Origin of the sequence: Flavonifractor sp. An112 (genome assembly GCF_904377885.1) — a bacterium.
Lineage (GTDB): Bacteria > Bacillota > Clostridia > Oscillospirales > Oscillospiraceae > Flavonifractor > Flavonifractor avicola.
This window is the reverse complement of record NZ_CAJFGT010000057.1, coordinates 1-16,794: the sequence shown is the minus strand read 5'-3', so window position 1 is coordinate 16,794 and position 16,794 is coordinate 1. Positions and strand designations below refer to the sequence as shown.

Annotated in this window: 20 protein-coding genes; 13 read left to right on the top strand and 7 right to left on the bottom strand. The window is 60.1% G+C overall.

Annotated elements, in window-relative coordinates; all coding sequences use genetic code 11:
- On the bottom strand, positions 1 to 347 hold a 347-nt coding region (locus IHN22_RS09350; RefSeq protein WP_191434943.1), incomplete at its 3' end, for a DEAD/DEAH box helicase.
- A 299-nt stretch (positions 348 to 646) separates the two neighbouring features.
- Between IHN22_RS09350 and IHN22_RS09345 the strand changes: the two genes are divergently transcribed.
- On the top strand, positions 647 to 838 hold the full coding sequence (locus IHN22_RS09345; RefSeq protein WP_087330197.1) for a YlcI/YnfO family protein: 192 nt from the start codon (positions 647 to 649) through the stop codon (positions 836 to 838).
- A gap of 40 nt (positions 839 to 878) precedes the next feature.
- Here the strand turns inward: IHN22_RS09345 and prmA are convergent, their stop codons facing one another.
- Genes prmA through IHN22_RS09330 form a run of 3 tightly spaced genes read right to left on the bottom strand, consistent with a single transcriptional unit; the run spans position 879 to position 3,278 of the window.
- Complete coding sequence (gene prmA / locus IHN22_RS09340) at positions 879 to 1,823, bottom strand: 50S ribosomal protein L11 methyltransferase (protein ID WP_191434941.1); 945 nt, start codon at positions 1,821 to 1,823, stop codon at positions 879 to 881.
- Positions 1,823 to 2,695: a DegV family protein gene (locus tag IHN22_RS09335; protein ID WP_191434939.1), complete on the bottom strand. Its 873-nt coding sequence runs from the start codon at positions 2,693 to 2,695 to the stop codon at positions 1,823 to 1,825. Before IHN22_RS09335 ends, prmA begins: the two co-directional genes overlap by 1 nt.
- A gap of 46 nt (positions 2,696 to 2,741) precedes the next feature.
- Entirely contained in the window at positions 2,742 to 3,278 is a 537-nt protein-coding gene (locus tag IHN22_RS09330; RefSeq protein ID WP_191434938.1) for a DUF1836 domain-containing protein, read from the bottom strand.
- Between the two features lie 313 nt (positions 3,279 to 3,591).
- Between IHN22_RS09330 and IHN22_RS09325 the strand changes: the two genes are divergently transcribed.
- The 4 genes from IHN22_RS09325 (at position 3,592) to IHN22_RS09310 (ending at position 7,994) form a co-directional block, all read left to right on the top strand.
- Positions 3,592 to 4,470 (top strand): ABC transporter substrate-binding protein, encoded by an 879-nt coding sequence (locus IHN22_RS09325; protein WP_191434936.1) that lies wholly within the window; start codon positions 3,592 to 3,594, stop codon positions 4,468 to 4,470.
- A 145-nt stretch (positions 4,471 to 4,615) separates the two neighbouring features.
- Entirely contained in the window at positions 4,616 to 5,338 is a 723-nt protein-coding gene (locus IHN22_RS09320; RefSeq protein ID WP_343212821.1) for an amino acid ABC transporter permease, read from the top strand.
- Positions 5,325 to 6,047 carry an amino acid ABC transporter ATP-binding protein gene (locus IHN22_RS09315; protein WP_087270697.1) on the top strand — a complete coding sequence of 241 codons (723 nt, stop codon included), beginning with the start codon at positions 5,325 to 5,327 and terminating at the stop codon, positions 6,045 to 6,047. Before IHN22_RS09320 ends, IHN22_RS09315 begins: the two co-directional genes overlap by 14 nt.
- Positions 6,048 to 6,179: 132 nt before the next feature.
- Entirely contained in the window at positions 6,180 to 7,994 is a 1,815-nt protein-coding gene (locus IHN22_RS09310; protein WP_300986208.1) for an LTA synthase family protein, read from the top strand.
- A 54-nt stretch (positions 7,995 to 8,048) separates the two neighbouring features.
- Here IHN22_RS09310 and IHN22_RS12820 read toward each other — a convergent pair whose 3' ends face one another.
- The 3 genes from IHN22_RS12820 to IHN22_RS09295 are packed head-to-tail and all read right to left on the bottom strand — an operon-like array spanning position 8,049 to position 10,706.
- Positions 8,049 to 9,374, bottom strand: a complete 1,326-nt coding sequence (locus IHN22_RS12820; RefSeq protein WP_300986206.1) for a DNA cytosine methyltransferase — start codon at positions 9,372 to 9,374, stop codon at positions 8,049 to 8,051.
- 3 nt (positions 9,375 to 9,377) lie between these two features.
- Positions 9,378 to 10,022, bottom strand: coding sequence for a sugar O-acetyltransferase (locus IHN22_RS09300; RefSeq protein ID WP_191434934.1), 645 nt, complete (start codon positions 10,020 to 10,022; stop codon positions 9,378 to 9,380).
- Positions 10,023 to 10,025: 3 nt separating this feature from the next.
- Positions 10,026 to 10,706 carry a TetR/AcrR family transcriptional regulator gene (locus IHN22_RS09295; RefSeq protein WP_191434932.1) on the bottom strand — a complete coding sequence of 227 codons (681 nt, stop codon included), beginning with the start codon at positions 10,704 to 10,706 and terminating at the stop codon, positions 10,026 to 10,028.
- A 194-nt stretch (positions 10,707 to 10,900) separates the two neighbouring features.
- Here IHN22_RS09295 and IHN22_RS09290 point away from each other — a divergent pair, with 194 nt between their 5' ends.
- The 8 genes from IHN22_RS09290 to IHN22_RS09255 all read left to right on the top strand — a co-directional run bounded on the left by IHN22_RS09290 (position 10,901) and on the right by IHN22_RS09255 (position 16,679).
- Positions 10,901 to 11,674: a threonine/serine exporter family protein gene (locus tag IHN22_RS09290; protein ID WP_206406187.1), complete on the top strand. Its 774-nt coding sequence runs from the start codon at positions 10,901 to 10,903 to the stop codon at positions 11,672 to 11,674.
- Between the two features lies 1 nt (position 11,675).
- Positions 11,676 to 12,152, top strand: a complete 477-nt coding sequence (locus IHN22_RS09285) for a threonine/serine exporter family protein (RefSeq protein WP_087188493.1) — start codon at positions 11,676 to 11,678, stop codon at positions 12,150 to 12,152.
- Positions 12,149 to 12,850: a YjjG family noncanonical pyrimidine nucleotidase gene (locus tag IHN22_RS09280; RefSeq protein WP_191434930.1), complete on the top strand. Its 702-nt coding sequence runs from the start codon at positions 12,149 to 12,151 to the stop codon at positions 12,848 to 12,850. The genes IHN22_RS09285 and IHN22_RS09280 overlap by 4 nt, the downstream gene beginning before the upstream one ends.
- A 21-nt stretch (positions 12,851 to 12,871) precedes the next feature.
- Positions 12,872 to 13,753, top strand: coding sequence for a GDSL-type esterase/lipase family protein (locus tag IHN22_RS09275; RefSeq protein WP_191434928.1), 882 nt, complete (start codon positions 12,872 to 12,874; stop codon positions 13,751 to 13,753).
- Positions 13,750 to 14,220 (top strand): DUF4358 domain-containing protein, encoded by a 471-nt coding sequence (locus tag IHN22_RS09270; RefSeq protein WP_087188496.1) that lies wholly within the window; start codon positions 13,750 to 13,752, stop codon positions 14,218 to 14,220. Before IHN22_RS09275 ends, IHN22_RS09270 begins: the two co-directional genes overlap by 4 nt.
- A gap of 177 nt (positions 14,221 to 14,397) precedes the next feature.
- Positions 14,398 to 15,306, top strand: coding sequence for a GDSL-type esterase/lipase family protein (locus tag IHN22_RS09265; RefSeq protein WP_191434926.1), 909 nt, complete (start codon positions 14,398 to 14,400; stop codon positions 15,304 to 15,306).
- Between the two features lie 18 nt (positions 15,307 to 15,324).
- Positions 15,325 to 15,822, top strand: a complete 498-nt coding sequence (locus IHN22_RS09260) for an RNA polymerase sigma factor (RefSeq protein ID WP_191434924.1) — start codon at positions 15,325 to 15,327, stop codon at positions 15,820 to 15,822.
- Positions 15,819 to 16,679, top strand: coding sequence for a DUF3298 and DUF4163 domain-containing protein (locus IHN22_RS09255; RefSeq protein WP_191434922.1), 861 nt, complete (start codon positions 15,819 to 15,821; stop codon positions 16,677 to 16,679). Before IHN22_RS09260 ends, IHN22_RS09255 begins: the two co-directional genes overlap by 4 nt.
- Positions 16,680 to 16,794: the final 115 nt, after the last annotated feature.

Here is a 16,794-nt window from a genome sequence, read left to right as displayed (position 1 = left end):
TACAGGCATACGGTGCGTACCCCCTCCTTAAATTCGCACAGGTCCCGCAGCTCCTCCTGGATCTGCACCGCCAGCTCCCGGGTGGGGGCCAGCACCAGGGCCTGGACCTCTTCCCGGGCCGGGTCGATGTGCTCCACCATGGGGATGCCGAAGGCAAAGGTCTTGCCGGTGCCGGTGGGCGCCTTGGCAATGACGTCCTTCCAGTCCATAAAGTAGGGGATGGCCCCCGCCTGAACCGGCGTGGCCTGGACATAGCCCTTCTTGTCGATGGCGCGCATGACCTCAGGGGACAGGCCCAGGTCGGCGTAGTTGACGATCTCGTTGACCTGCTCGCCGTTGATTTCCATGGGTACAAAACTTCCTTTCCGTTTCAGTCTGCCTGATTCAAGGTCCCCACAGGCATCGAAACTCCCTTTCGTACCCAACGCCCTCTTTCCCCGGGGCGCGACCTCAAATCGTACCGGAAAAGTGTATCATATTCCAGAAATAAATGCAATCCTTTCACCTCGAGCGACCCTCGGACCGGCAGAGAACCGGCGGGCGGCCATAAAGGCCGCCCCTACAGTGTATTTGCATCTTGGTCTGCATTCTGATAGCATAGGACACAGGAACAGACGACAAAATGAATGTAAGACACGGTGATACTATGGCTAAATTTAAACTGCCCGCCGTTCCCGGCACCACCTCCAAAACCATCCGCTTTCCCAATCAGATTCTGGAGGAGGTAGAGAAAGCCATTCAGGGAACAGACTGTAACTTCTCCCAGTTTGTCATTGAGGCCACCCGAGTAGCGCTGGAAAATCTAAAGGAGGAGGATCATCCCCAGTCCTCCACATAAAAAGGACGCACCGCGGCGCGGTGCGTCCTTTTCCTCTTTATTACGCCCGTTTGGCGGCCAGGGACACCCAGCCGTTTTGCTCCCGGCGGCGGATGATATGCAGGCCGTTGCGCTCCAGGGCGGCCTCCACCTCGCCGGAGCGGGTGTCGATGATGCCGGAGCACAGGAACACCCCGTCCTCGGTCATCCACTCCCCCGCTTTGGCGGACAGGGGCATGATGACGTCGGCCACGATGTTGGCCAGCACCAGGGGATAGCGCTGCCCGCCCAGCTCCTTCACCAGAGCCTGATCGGTGAGCACATCTCCCGCCCGGACGGTGTACCGGTCCCTGCCGATGCCGTTGAGGCCGGCATTCTCATAGGCCACGTCCACCGCCTTGGGGTCAATGTCCACCGCCACGGCGGAGCTGGCCCCCAGGGCCATGGCGGCGATGGACAGGATGCCGCTGCCGCAGCCCAGATCCAGCACCGGTGCGCCGGGGACCACATACTCCTCCAGCCCCATCAGGCACAGCTGGGTGGAGGCGTGGTTGCCGGTTCCAAAGGTGAGCCCGGGGTTGAGGTACACCGGGGTGCGCCCCTCCGGCGGGGTCTGGTCCCGCTCCCACTCGGGAACGATCCACAGCTTCTCCCCCACGGTCATGGGCTTGTAATACTTCTGCCAGGAGTGGGCCCAGTCGTTGTCCCCCAGGGAGGCGGTGGTGTAGGGCAGATCGATGCCCTCCATCCAGCGCGCCAGCTGGGCCTTGCCGTCGGCGTCGTCAGTGACGTAGAACTTGACCCGGCACACCCCCTTCATGCGCTCCATCAGGTCCTCGTCCACATAGTCCCAATACTGACGGTTCTGCTCCAGGAAGGTCTTAAAGTCCTCCTCATCCTCAATGGCGAAGCCGGTGACGCCATTGGCGGTGAGCCGGGCACACAGGCCGTCCAGGGCCTCCTCGGTGGTGTCCACCGCCACCTCCAGCCACTTGATATCCTCCATCAGCGCTCACTCCCCATAAAGAAGAGGGCCACGGTGCCCGGACCGGAGTGGGCGCCGATGACGGGACCCACATAGTTGATGATGATGCTCTCTACCCCGAAGCGGGCCTTCACATCGTCGGCCACCTTCTGGGCGTCGGCCAGGCAGTCGCCGTGGCTGATGAAGATGGCCTGATCCTTCAGGTCCAGCACAGTCTGCTCCATGTGGTCCACCAGAGCCTTCAGGGAGGCGTTGCGGCCCCGGGCGGTGCCCACCTTGATGAGGTGGCCCTCATTGTCCACGTGCATCACCGGCTTGATGGACAGCATGGTGCCCAGCACGGCGGTGGCGGCGGAGATGCGCCCGCCCCGCTTGAGGAAGTGGAGGTCGTCCACGGTGAACCAGTGGCACAGGTTGAGCTTGTGCTCCTCGGTCCAGTCCCGCACCTCCTCCATGGTTTTGCCCTGCTTTTTCAGGTTGGCGGCATACCACACCAGCAGGCCCTGGCCCAGGGAGGCGCACAGGGTATCCACCACATACACCTTCCGGTCGGGATACTGCTCCATCAGCTCCCCGGCGGCGATCTGGGCGGAGTGGCAGGTGGCGGACAGGCCGGAGGAGAAGGCCAGCACCAGCACGTCCTTGCCCTCCTTCAGAATGGGCTCCATGGCCTCGGTATAGTCGGCCACATTGACGGCAGCGGTGGTGGCCATGGCGCCCCCCCGCAGGCGGGCATAAAAATCCGCCGGGTCGATGTCCCGGTTGTCCGGATAGTTGAAGTAAGTTTTATCCTCCATGGTGAAGGACAGAGGGATCACTTCCACCCCCAACTCTGCCACCAGCTCGGCGGTCAGGTCGGCGGAGGAGTCGGTCAAGATCACATATTCTCCCACAGCTCTGATAACCTCCAGTATATCATTCAAGTTTGATTGCAAAAAATCAGTCTTTTTTCTTCTTTTCCTTCTCGGGCTGGGGCTGCCTGGCACGCAGCAGCTCCAGAATACGCTGGCAGGCCAGCTTGTCGGCGTAGCTGCGCAGCGCCAGGGCCAGGGCCAGACCAGGCAGGTCCTCCTCCCCGGCGGTGGGGTCCAGGGACCCGGCGGTCACATCCAGGGCACGGTCCAGCTCCATGCGGAATTGCTCGTACAGCTCCTTGGGCTCCCGCCCCTGGGCCGCCGCCGCCAGCAGCAGGCCGGCGTCCTTCACCGACAGCACCTGCTTGAGGGCGCACAGGGCGGTGAGGTAGGCCAGGTGGGTGCGGGAGTACCGCTTGCCCTCCGCCCGGGGCATGGCTCCATCCTTAATATAATTATTCACCATGGCAGAGGTCAGGGCCTCCCCCTCTCCATAGTGGATAAGCTGCCGTGGCATATAGTTGATAAGCTGGTCCATATACAGCCCGATGTCGGGGAAGCCCTCCCAGTCCACCGGCCGCTCTCCCTCCAGCCGCTCCTTCAGGGCACGAATTTCTTCCAAAGGGCCGCCTCCTTCCTGGTTTTGAAAACCACATCTGAACATATCGCCACCATTATACCACATCACTTTCCAGGAAGTAAACCCTTTCAAGTGCTGAAAACAGGCCATTTTCCTCACATAACAGCATTATGTGACTCCCAAATTCCGCCCATCCTGACAGAGAGAGACCAACCGAAAACTTTCAGGTTTTTTGTGGGGTTTGACGAATGAATAAATATTGCATTTATTTGCATACGGTGTATAATAGGAGATACCTAATTCAAGGAACGCAATGAGGATCGCGTGAAACGCAATGAATAGGAGAGAATACATCATGAAGAACTTCAAGAAGCTGGCCCTGATGGGCCTGACCGCAGTCATGTCTCTGTCTCTGCTGGCCGCCTGCGGCGGCGGCAACAGCGGCAGCGCCGAGACCCCCGCCAACAACACCGAGACCCCTTCCGTTGAGAACACCGAGACTCCCGCCGCCTCCGGCGAGTTCACCACCGTGGAGGCCGGCAAGCTGATCATGAGCACCAACGCCCAGTTCCCCCCCTATGAGATGGTGGGCGACGGCGAAGGCTACGAGGGCACCGGCTATGAGGGCATCGACGTGGAGATCGCCTACGCCATCGCCCAGAAGCTGGGCCTGGAGCTGGTTGTGGACAACATGGGCTTTGACGCCGCTCTGCAGGCTGTGCAGACCGGCAAGAGCGACATCGTCATGGCCGGCGTGACCGTGACCGGCGACCGTCTGGAGGTCATGGACTTCTCCGACACCTACGCCAACGGCATTCAGGTCGTCATTGTTCCCGAGAACTCCGACATCGCCACCATCGATGATCTGGAGGGCAAGCTGATCGGCTGCCAGATGGGCACCACCGGCTACATCTACTGCTCCGACACCCCCGAGAACGGCGGCTACGGCGAGGACGCCGTGATCCCCTATGACGACGGCGCCGCTGCCATCCAGGCCCTGATGAACGGCCAGGTGGACTGTGTGGTTATCGACAATGCTCCCGCCCAGGAGTATGTGAAGGCCAACCCCGGTCTGAAGATTCTGGACACTGAGTTCGCCAACGAGAACTACGCCATCGGCTTTGCCAAGGGCAACACCGCTCTGAAGGACGCCGTCAACGCCGCTCTGATCGAACTGGTTGAGGACGGCACCGTGCAGTCCATCATCGACAAGTATATCCCCGCTGAGGGCTGAGACAACCAACAAATCCGTGTTCAACTGAAAAGGGCGGCCTTCGGGCCGTCCTTTTTCGGGTCGTATTCGGAAAAGGTAAGAAAGGAGAATCTCTGTGAACTGGGCGCAACTCTATGAGTCCCTGGGACAGCAGCTGAAAGACGGCGTGGACTTGCCCTGGTGGCAAGACGCCTTCGTGGGCATTTACAAGGCCTTCTTTGAGGAGGACCGCTGGCAGTTCTACCTGGACGGCGTGCTGACCACCCTCTGGATCACCGCCTTGGCACTGATCCTGGGTATTGTGCTGGGCGTTGTGGTGGCTGTAATCCGCACCACCCACGATCAGCAGCGTCTGGGCCGGCACAACCCCGTCCTGGGCGTACTGAACGTGATCTGCAAAATCTATGTTACCATTATCCGCGGCACCCCCATGATGGTCCAGCTGCTGATTATGGGCTTTATCATCTTTAAAAGCAGCCGTGAGTACACCCTGGTGGGCACCCTCACCCTGGGCATCAACTCGGGCGCCTATGTGGCCGAGATCGTCCGCGGCGGCCTGATGAGCGTGGATATCGGCCAAAGCGAAGCCGGACGGTCCCTGGGCCTGAACTATCTGGACACCATGCGCTTTATTGTCATTCCCCAGGCCTTTAAGAACATCCTGCCTGCTCTGGGCAACGAGTTTATCACCCTGTTTAAGGATACTGCTCTGATCTCCGCCATCGGCGGCAAGGAGCTGGTCTATGCCGCCAAGTCCATCGGCAGCAAGACCTACGATGTGATGTATCCCTATCTGGGCATCGCCATCATCTATCTTCTGATGGTCATGCTCTTCACCTGGCTGCTGGGTATTCTGGAAAGGAGGCTGCGTCAAAGTGATAGACGTTAAACATCTGTCCAAGTCCTTCGGGGACCATCTGGTGCTGGACGACATCTCCGAGCACATCTATCCCGGGGAGAAAGTGGTCATCATCGGGCCCTCCGGCTCGGGTAAGTCCACCTTCCTGCGCTGCCTCAACCTGCTGGAGGCCCCCACCAAGGGCACCATCACCTTTGAGGGCACCGCCATCACCGATCCCAAGACCAACATCGACCTGATCCGGCGGCAGATGGGCATGGTGTTCCAGCACTTCAACCTCTTCCCCAACATGACCATCCGGAAGAACATCACCCTGGCTCCCGTCCGCACCAAGCTGATGAGCCAGGCCGAGGCCGATGACACCGCCACCGCCCTGCTCAAGCGGGTGGGCCTGGAGGAGAAGGCGGACGCCTATCCCGCCCAGCTCTCCGGCGGCCAGAAGCAGCGTATCGCCATTGTCCGGGCTCTGGCCATGAAGCCCAAGGTGATGCTATTCGACGAGCCCACCTCCGCCCTGGACCCTGAAATGGTGGGCGAGGTGCTGGAAGTCATGAAGCAGCTGGCCGACGAGGGCATGACCATGGTGGTGGTCACCCACGAGATGGGCTTTGCCCGGGAAGTGGGCAGCCGGGTCCTCTTTATGGACGGCGGCCATGTGCTGGAGCAGAACGAGCCCCACGCCTTCTTCGCCAACCCCAAGGAACAGCGCACCATCGAATTTTTGTCCAAGGTGCTGTAATCTGCCACGTCCCCCGGTACAAACTGTACCGGGGGACGTTTTCCGTTTCTTTTTCACCGGTCGGCTTTGACAAGCTGGGCTTTTTGCGCTATAATGGCACACTATCTTCCCAAATGACCGGAGTACCATACTATGATGAACCGTGAACAAATCCTTTCCCTGCTGCGCAAGGACCGGCTGTGGCAGGCGGTCTTTCTGCTTTTGACCCCCTTTACCGCCGTGTGGCTCATGCAGTTTACATACGGAGCCAATCCTTTTGCTCTGACCTTCCCCGTACTGGTGGCCAACGCCCTGTGCGTGGCTCTGCTGTTCTGGCTGCTGTGCGCCCTGGTGGGGCGCATCGCCCCCTGCACCATCGGCATTCACATCGCCGCCGGGTCCTGGGGCGCCGCCAACTGCTTCGTCAACACCTTCCGGGGCACCCCCATCCTGCCCTGGGATTTCTCCGCCCTGGGCACCGCCGCCAGCGTGGCGGGCAACTACCACCTGTTCCTCACCTGGCAGATGGGAGTCGCCATCTTTCTGGCGGCCGCCCTGGTGGTATTCCTCCACCCGGAGCGGCGCAAGGCCCGGCTGCGGCTCACCACCCGGAAGCGCCTGCCCCTGCGGCTGGCCTGTCTGGCGGCGGGGCTGGCCTGCCTCCTCTTCCTGCTGCCCTCGGAAAAGCTGGAGAAGCTGGGGGTCAAGACCGACGTGTGGGATCAGGCGGGGGCCTACCGCACCGGCGGCTGCCTGGCCGTCTTTTACCGCAATACCGAGTTTCTGGAGGTGGAAGAGCCGGAGGGCTACTCTTCGGAGAACGTGGACACCCTGCTGGAGGGGGTGGAGCCCCTGAAGCCGGCGGCGGTGTCGGTCCAAAAGCCCAACATCATCGCCATCATGAACGAGTCCTGGGCCGATTTTGAGTCCTACGGCAATCTGCAGCTCAGCGAGAGCGTCACCGACTACATCCGCTCCCTGGACAATTCCATCTTCGGCCACACTTACACCTCGGTATTCGGGGCGGGTACCAGCGCCAGCGAGTTTGAGTTCCTCACCGGCAACACCATGGCCTTCCTGCCCTCGGGCAGCATTCCCTACCAGCAGTATGTGCTGGGGCCCACCGCCTCTCTGGCCTCCCTGCTGAAGGCCCAGGGATATGACACCCTGGCCTTCCACCCCGGTGAGCGCACCTCCTGGCAGCGCAATCTGGCCTATCCCAAGCTGGGCTTTGACCAGTTCAAGTGCGTGGACGACATGGACGTGGCCCAGACCATGGAACACGGCTATGTCAGCGATCAGTCCGACTTTGAGCAGATTATTTGGGAGTTTGAGCACAAGGAGGAGGGGCAGCCCCTCTTCCTGTTCAACGTCACCATCCAGAACCACGGCAGCTACACCGCCGAGGACTATCCCGCCCAGGTCACCCTCACCGACCAGCCGGGCAAGTATCCCCAGGCCGAGCAGTACCTCACCCTGGCCAACAAGACCGACCAGGCCTTCCGCACTCTGGTGGAGTATTTCCAGAACCAGGAGGAACCCACCATTATCCTCATGTTCGGTGACCACCAGCCCTCGGTGGAGCAGGGCTTCCTGGACAAGGCCTACGGCGTCACCCAGGACCAGATGAACATGAATCAGTACATGGGCAAGTATGAGACACCCTTTGTGATCTGGGCCAACTACCCCCTGCCCCAGGAGGGCCCGGAGATCACCAGTCTGAACTTTTTGAGCCTCTATCTGCTGCGGTACGCCGGTATCGGGGGCACGGTGTACGACGGCTATCTGTGGCAGCTCCAGCAGCAGCTGCCTGCCCTCACCTTTGTGGGCTACATGGGCACAGCCGGGCAGGCCCACAGCCATCTGGAGACCAACGACTACGCCGCCCTCATTGAGGACTACCAGCAGATACAGTACAACAACCTGTTTGGAGGGGGCGGACGGCGAAGCGCCGTTTTTGATCCATAAACATCAAAAAATAGGGCTGGCACCTTAGGTGCCAGCCCTATTTTTATGAGTTTCTTATTCCCCTGCACAGGCAGCACATTTTTGTACCTCTGCCTCTTTTGCTTCATTTGGTGTGCTGAAACGTCCCCGGCGCTGCACACGGGATCTTTTTTCAATCTCTTCAGGGGACATCTGGGATGAGATAGAAAGCAGCACTTCCTCAAGCCGGGCATTGATTTTCAGATTCCGTTCCTTTTTTCTGCGGATGATTCCAAAACAACCGACGGGAGAAATATAAATATCTTCGGGTGCATCGGGAGATACGATGCTGTCCATTCCTGCAAAGGTACAGTTCTCAGGTATTGCAGAACAATTCAAGGACAAGCCGTTCTCCAAAGGAACAATGTCTTTTCCAAAATCATAAAAAACCTGGGTATCGGAAATGCGGGTAGAACGGGTGCATAACGCAAATTGGAAGGACTCAAGATTGATTCCAAGCCTGTTTTCGTGAATCAAGCGATTGCCGATCCAGCGGACAACCGGTACAGCCCAAGAATTTCCTGTGCTCTGGTATCGGTTGGTCTTTTTTGCTTTCGGAAGATCGGTGTAATGATCAGGGAATCCCATCAGGCGCTCTGTTTCAAGGGGAGACAACCGACGGATGCGGTGATCCTGAACCACAAATAACGAGCCGTTATATGCGGCAGCATTGCCATTCCATTTTGTTCCATACGCGGAATACAAGCAATCTGTGTATGCCCTAAACACTTCAAAATGGTGCCCTTCTTTTTCAAATGTCAAGGGAAACTGCGGATACTCGGGAAGTTCGTTTTCGTGGATCTCAAACAAAACATCTTCGGGATGGAAGTCCTTACCGCCAGCTATCACATAAAGGCGGCGTCTTTGCTGGGGAAGTCCGAAAAACTTTGCATCCAAAACACGCCAGGCAACATTACGAATATTTCCTCGAATCAGGCCCGAATTGGGCCATTTCCCGCCCTTTACAGACAGGACTTGGTCCAAACCGGCAAGGGATGACACCAAGCAGCCAAAGGCATTGGTCTTGTCAGCCAATACTCCTTCGACATTTTCCCAAAAGACCTTGCAGCGTCCCTGTCCTCTCGACATACGAACGGCATCATTGGCCTCAATAATATCCACAAATTTCAAGGTAAGGTTCCCACGATCATCGTTTAACCCATTTTGCCATCCAGCCAGGGAAAATGCCTGGCACGGCGTCCCCCCGCAAATCAAATCAGGCGCGCTCATCTTCCCTTGCACAATCTGATCCGGGATGTCATTCATGTCGCCGAAATTGGGGATTGTGGGATATTTCTCAGCAAGGACTCTGGACGGAAAGGGTGCAATTTCTGAAAAAAGCGCGCCGCAGATGCGGCGCACTTTTTATGTTGTAAGATTCCAGGCAAAGTGGTCCAGATCCTCCTCCAGGATCAGCTCCCGTTTGCTGTCGGCGATCGTAATGGGGCGGATGGGGCGGCAGGGATTGCCGTAAGCCAGCCAGCCGGCGGGGATGTCCTTGGTGACCACGCTGCCCGCGCCGATCACCGCCCCGTCTCCGATGGTGACCCCGTCCAGCACCACCACGTTGCAGGCCAGCCACACTCCGCTGCCGATGTGGATCTTCCGGGCAAACTCCGCCATGGTGGTGCGGCCCTCCCCGTCCAGGCCGGTGCGCTCCTGGGCGGGCAGGGGGTGGTTGGTGGCCATCAGGGACACGTTGGGCCCAAAGCACACGTTGTCCCCGATGAATACCCTGGCATCATCCATCACCATCAAATTGAAGTTGGCGAAAAAGTTCTCTCCAATAAAGGTATGGCAGCCGTAGTTAAACTGGACAGGGCCCTGGAAGTAGCAGGCCTTGCCCGCCCGGCCCAGAATGGCCCGGATCACTTCCCCCCGGTCAGGGTCGTACTCGTCCATGGAATTGTACTTCCGGCAGGCCTCATGGGCCTTGTGCTTCAGGTCCTTCAGCTCCTGCCGCCGGGGATCGAACATCTTCCCGGCAAAGATCTTTTCTTCCTCCGTCATGCTTCATTCACCTGATTTGTCTTGGAATTGGTCCCCTTCCGACAGCGCGCTGTTGCGGAAGGAATTTTTCAACAGCCGGATGCAGTCGCCCAGCAGCTGATCCAGGTCGGAAAATACGGTGTGAGCCAGCCTGTTGTAGTAGGTATTGAGCAGCCCGTTGAGAAATACGATGATGGAGAAGGCCGCCGCGTCCCGGGACACCTGGAGGGTATATCCCTTGTCGCTCAGATAGTGCTCCATCACCTGCCGGGTGAGGGTAAAGACCTCCATCCCCGCCTCATACTTCCGCCGGGCCACCTCCTCCATCTCCGTACCGGCGTAATCGGCCTGCATGGGGACCTTTTTCAGCGCCATCACCTCGTAAAAGGTGGGGTGGCTCCACGCAAACTCCAGATAGGTATGCAGGAAGGCGTCAAACTGAGCCTCCCCGCCGGAGACGGTTTCCATGGCCTGCCGCAGACTGTCGCACAGCTGGCGGTAGCCCTCAATCACCACCGACAGATATACCTCATCCTTGTTGACAAAATAGAGATAGATCTTGGTGGCTGAGGCGCCGATTTTCTGCCCCAGGCGGCGCATGGTCAGGCCCTCATAGCCGTCGGCCGCAAGGATGTCCAGGGCGGCGTCCAGAATACGGGCTTTTTCCGCTGCTTTTTCCGCAGGCGTCTTTTCCCTGGGCGGCATAAGACCACCTCTCTTTCCTCTCTTTCTTGATACCGTTATTGTACCAAATCCTATTTTTACATTCAATACTTCCCTTTTTTCAGGGGGGCGTAATATTTCTGAGAAAGGTATGGATATCCCGGGGGAAATGTGATAAGCTGTAAACCGGTGTCCACCGGAACACCGCGCTTTTTTGCAGAAAGGAGGTCTCCCCGTTGAAGCCGGACTACAACGAGCTGCTGGAAATCGTAAGCGAAATGGGCTTCCGGCTCATGCTCAGCGGAGCGGAGATCTACCGGGTGGAGGAGTCCATCAGCCGCCTGCTCCAGGCCTATGGGGCCGAGCGGGGGGAGGTCTTTGCCATCCCCAACTGCATCATTGTCAGTCTCACCTCTCCCCAGGGGGAACCTATGACCCAGATCCGCCGGATGCCCAACCACGGCACCGACATCTACCTGCTGGAGCGGTACAACGATCTGTGCCGCCGCCTGTGCCGGGAGACGCCCCCCTTTGAGGAGGCCCTGGACAGTATGCGGGAAATCGAGCGCACCCACAAGGTCTACTCTCTGCCCGTCCAGCTGCTGGCCCACTTCCTGGGCTGCGGGATGTTCTCCCTGTTCTACGGCGGCTCGGTATGGGACGGTCTGTGCGGCGGACTCTGCGGCATGGTGATCTGCCTGTGTATGGCCTTCACCTCCAAGCTGGGGGCCAACCTCTTTTTCAAAACCATCGCCGGCGCGGCGGTGTCCGCCTTTGTGGCCCTGGCCCTTACTGCCGCCGGCATTGGCCAGAATTCCGACAGCATCATCATCGGCGCCCTGATGGCCCTGGTGCCCGGCATTGCCTTTACCAACGCCATGCGGGATATTATGGCCGGCGACATGGTGGCCGGCATCAGCAAGGCCGCCGAGGCCTTGCTCATCGGAGCGGCCATCGCCCTGGGCACCGCTCTGGCCCTGGGCCTGATCCGAATGCTGATGGGAGGCTGACATGGAAGAGTTTACCTACTATCTGCCCTGTATCTACGCCTTCCTGGCCTGCATCGGCTTTTCCCTGCTGTTCAACATCCACGGAGCCGCCGGTATGCTCATCTGCGCCGGCGGCGGGGCTCTTGGCTGGCTGGTCTATCTGCTGGCCGCCCCCCTGGTCCACAGCGACATCATCCAGTCCTTTTTCGCCGCCCTGGCCATCTCCGCCTGGTCGGAGATCATGGCCCGTCTGCGCCGGTGCCCGGTGACCAGTTATCTGCTGGTGGCCCTCTTTCCCCTGGTGCCCGGCGGCGGCATCTACTATACCATGGAGCACGCCATGAGCGGGGAGACCTCCTTGTTCCTGGAGTCTCTGCTCCACACCCTGGGCCTGGCCGGAGCCCTGGCGGTGGGCGTGCTGATGGTGGCCTCCCTGGCCCGCCTGGTCACCAACTACCAGAATCACCGGCGGGGCCTGTCAGGAGGCAAACACCCATGAGACGCTACGATTTCGTCCTGCTGGACGCAGACAATACCCTGTTCGACTTTGACCGCTCGGAGCACCAGGCCCTGCGCCTGGCGCTGGAGTCCTTCTCCATCCCCTGTCCCCCGGAGACCGAGGCCCTCTATGTGTCCATCAACAGCGCCCTGTGGGCCATGCTGGACCGGGGGGAGGCCACCCGGGAGTGGCTGGTGGTGGAGCGCTTTGCCCGGCTCACCGCCGCCCTGGGGGTGGACGCCGACCCCGCCGCCCTCAACCGGACCTATCTGGACCGGCTGGGCGAGCAGTCCTTTCTCCTCCCCGGCGCCCTGGAGGTCTGCCGGGCCCTGGGGGAGCACTGCACTCTTGCCATCCTCACCAACGGCGTGGCCCGGGCCCAGCGGGGCCGGTTTGACCGCTCCCCCCTGAAAGAACTCATTCCCCATCTCTTTATCTCCGAGGAGATCGGCGCTTCCAAGCCCAGCCCCGCCTTCTTCCGACCGGTGCTGGACGCCCTGGGCATCACCGACCTGAGCCGGGCCCTGATGGTGGGGGATAACCTGACCTCCGACATCGGCGGCGCCGCCGCCATGGGGCTGGATACCGCCTGGTACAACCCCCGCCATCTGCCCAATCCCGGCCCCGTTACCCCTACCTGGGAGATCGCCAGGCTGGAGGAACTGCTGCCGCTGGTGCTGGACGGCCCTGATTTTTAAACTTCAAACGAGGTGTTTTGTTTGTCCCGCTCGCTCTATTCCCAGCTTACCGGCAACTCCTCTCCGCCGCCCCGCCGCCGTCTGCCCCTGGTGCTGGCGGCCATTGCGTTGGGTGTGGTTCTGGTGACCGTTCCGGTGCTCAGCCGCTCCCCGGCGGAGGGCGCTGATCCCCTCCCCACGGCCACCGTCACTCCCACGCCTACACCTACCCCTACACCTGCCTTTGATTTTACCCAGCCCGCCCCCAAGACCGATCCGGTGGACATGGACTACTTCTCCGACGCCCTGTTCATCGGCGACTCCCGCACCCATGGGCTGGAGCTGTACAGCGGCGTCAAGGGCGCCACCTTCTACGTCTACACCGGACTGAGTATTTTCGGGGTGAACAATCCCGGCCTGGTGACGCTGGACGGACAGGACTATTCCATTGTGGAAGCCCTGGAGAAGGGTCCCCAGTTCGGCAAGGTCTACATAGCCTTCGGTATGAATGAGCTGGGTTATTACAATGAGGAAAACTATTTGCGCACCTTCGGCGTCTTTATAGAGGAGGTAAAGGCCCTTCAGCCCAATGCCGTGGTCTATCTGCAAAATCTGGCCCCGGTGGACGAGGCCAAATGCAAGGCCTACGGTCAGGCCTCCTGCATCACCAACGCCCGGGTAGAGGCCTTTAATCAGCTGTTTGCCCAGCTGGCCCGGGAGCATCAGGTGGTGCTGGTGGACGTGTACAGCGCCCTCACCGCCGACGGCCCCCTGCCGGACGACGCCACGTCGGACGGCATCCACTTCAAGCGTCCCTGGTATGAAACATGGCTGACCTGTCTGATGGAACACACCGTGGACCCGGCGATCTACCAGGCCGGACAGACCCATGCGGATGATATGGAAGGAGATAAAGAACCATGAAGAACCTGTTGACCCGACTGCTGCCCGGCGTGCTTGCCCTGTGCCTGACCCTTTCCGCCTGCGGAGGCGGTGGAAGCGCCAAGAGCTATGACCCTGCCGCCACCGCCAAGGCTCTGCTGGAATCCGACGCCTTCAGCGACACCTTGGACACCCTGGACAAGGACACCGCCGCCACCATGTACGGCATTGACGCCTCCACCATCACCGACTGCGTGGTTTACACCTCCCTGTCCATGGGCGCGGAGGAGATCGCCGTGCTCACCCTCACTGACGAGGCCGCCGCCAAAACCGCCAAGGAGGCCCTGGATAAGCGGGTCAGCGATCAGATCACCGCCCTGGAGAGCTATATGCCCGGAGAGGTGGACAAGCTCAACCACGCCATCGTGGAGCAGACCGGCAACACCGCCCTGCTGGTGGTGGCCGCCGACGCTGACGCCGCTCGCAGCGTGCTGGACAGCCTGAACTGAGTCCCACCCAAAAACGCCGGGGATACCCCGGCGTTTTTTCTGAAAAAATAAACTGGCTTTCCCTCAACTTTTCACTGGCCCCTGCCGTCTAACAGATGCAAACACAAGACCCCCGGCCGGGTCCAGTTTATACAGATCGAGGTGTCTTCATTGTCCCAGTCCTATCATCCCAAACGTATGAAAAACAAGAGAAACGGCCCCGGCGCCACCCTGCCCCTGCTCATTGCCGCCGCAGCGGTATGCGTCTGTCTGCTGCTCATCCCCTCCGCGGGCAAGAGCGCTCCCCCCGCCGCCGAGGTTACCCCCTCCGTGCAGCCCGAGGTCACTCCCTCCGCACCGGTAACCGAGCCCTCCGCCGCCCCGTCGGAGTCTCCGGCTGTGGAGCCCACGCCCACCGCCACCCCTGTGCCCTCTCCCGCAGCCGTCTTTGACTTCACCCAGCCGGTGCCCCAGTCCGAGCCGGTGGAGATGGACTACTTCTCCGACGCCCTGTTCATCGGCGACTCCCGCACCGACGGCCTGCAGATCTACAGCGGCATTAAAGGCGCCACCTTCTACTGCTACAAGGGTCTGAACATTTTCGACATGAGCAAGCGCCAGGTGGTGGAGATGAACGGCGGCAAGTACACCGTGGTGGAGGCTCTGGAGAAGGGCCCCCAGTACAAGAAGATCTACATCTCCCTGGGTGTCAACGAGCTGGGCTATCCCGGCACCGACAGCTTCTATAAGGCCTTCAAGTCCTTCCTGGAGGAGGTCAAGTCCGCCCAGCCCGACGCCATTATCTACCTGCAGAATCTGGTGCCCGTCAACCCGGAGATCTGCGCCCAGAAGAACCAGCCCTCCTATGTGAACAACGACCGGGTAGCCGACTTTAACAGCGTGTTTCCCAAGCTGGCGGAGGAGTGCCAGGTAGCCCTGGTAGATGTCAAGACCGCCCTCAGTGACGAAAACGGCATTCTGCCCGCCGAGGCCACCGTGGACGGGGTCCATTTCACCAAGGCCTGGTATCAAAAGTGGCTGGAATATCTCATGTGCCACACCGTTACCCCGGAGGCCTATCAAGCGGGCCAGACAGCGGCCCAATAAAAGGAGCGTACCCCGGCATTGGACAACAACATCCGGCAGCAGCTGAACGAGTATATTATCGCCCACCAGGAGGATTTCTACCGCCTGGCGTTCAGCTATGTCAAAAATCGGGACGCTGCCCTGGATGTGGTCCAGGAGAGCATCGTCCGGGCCCTGTCCAAGTCGGATTCCCTCCGGCAGCCGGAGTACCTGAAAACCTGGTTTTACCGCATCCTGCTCAATGAGAGCATGAACCACTATCGTCGCAGCAAGCGGCTGGTCCCTCTGGAGGAGTCGGTGGCGGTGGCCGACGGGCCCGCCCCCGCCAGCGATCCGGCGGAGCTGCTGGACCTGTACGCCGCCATCGACCGGCTGGACCCCAAGGAGCAGGCCATCATCAAACTGCGCTTTTTTGAGGACATGAAGCTGGAGGAGATCGCCCGCATCACCGGCACCAACCTGAACACCGTCAAATCCCGCCTGTACAAAAGCCTGCGCAAGCTGCGGGATCTCACCGGAGAGGAGGTAACCACATGAAGGATCTGTGGGAAGAGGCCAGGCAGCAGTACCGGAACACCGATACACCCCCGGAACTGGAATTTGCCGTTGCCTCCGCCCTGCGGGCGGGGGAGAAAAAGCGGCGACAGCACCGTGGCCTGCGGCGGAGCCTGTCCGCCGGACTGGCCGCCTGCGCCTGCTTTGTGCTGCTGGTCAACGTCAACCCTACCTTTGCCCAGGCCGTGGCCGACGTACCGGTACTGGGCGATCTGGCCCGGGTATTCACCGTCACCCAGTACACCGTGGAGGACCGGGACCATCTCATTGATGTGCGCCTGCCCGCCCTGGACCTGGCCGGCGACACCGATCTGGAGCAGCGGGTCAATACCGAGATCTCCACCCGCATCGATCAGATCCTCCAGGAGGCGGAGGACCGGGCCCGGGACACCAGGGAGGCCTATGTGGCCACCGGCGGCAACCCCGACGACTTTATGCCCATCGTCATCAGCGTGGACTACGAGATCAAGTGCCAGAACGACCGCTACCTCTCCTTTGTCATCACCAAAACCGAGACTCTGGCCAGCGCCTACACCGAATATTACACCTACAACATTGACATCCAGGCCGGGCGGGAGATCACCCTCCGGGACCTGTTGGGCCCCGACTACAAGGAGATTGCCAATGCCGCCATCTCCGCCGAGATCGACCGCCGCAGTCAGGACCCGGATAACCTCTACTTCCTCCAGGGGGAGGGAGGCTTTGAATCCATCGCCGACGATCAGTCCTTCTATCTGGACGCCGACGGCACCCCGGTGGTATTCTTCGAGAAATATGAAATCGCCCCCGGCTATATGGGGACCCAGGAGTTCCGTATTCCCCTGCCTGAAACCAAGTGAAGAACAAAGGGCCTGCTGCAAAATGTGCAGCTCGTACAAAGACCCGTCATTCCGAGAAAAACGGCCGCCCACCGGGCGGCCGTTTTTCGTGGGAATCCGCCCCTTTTGCCGGGGA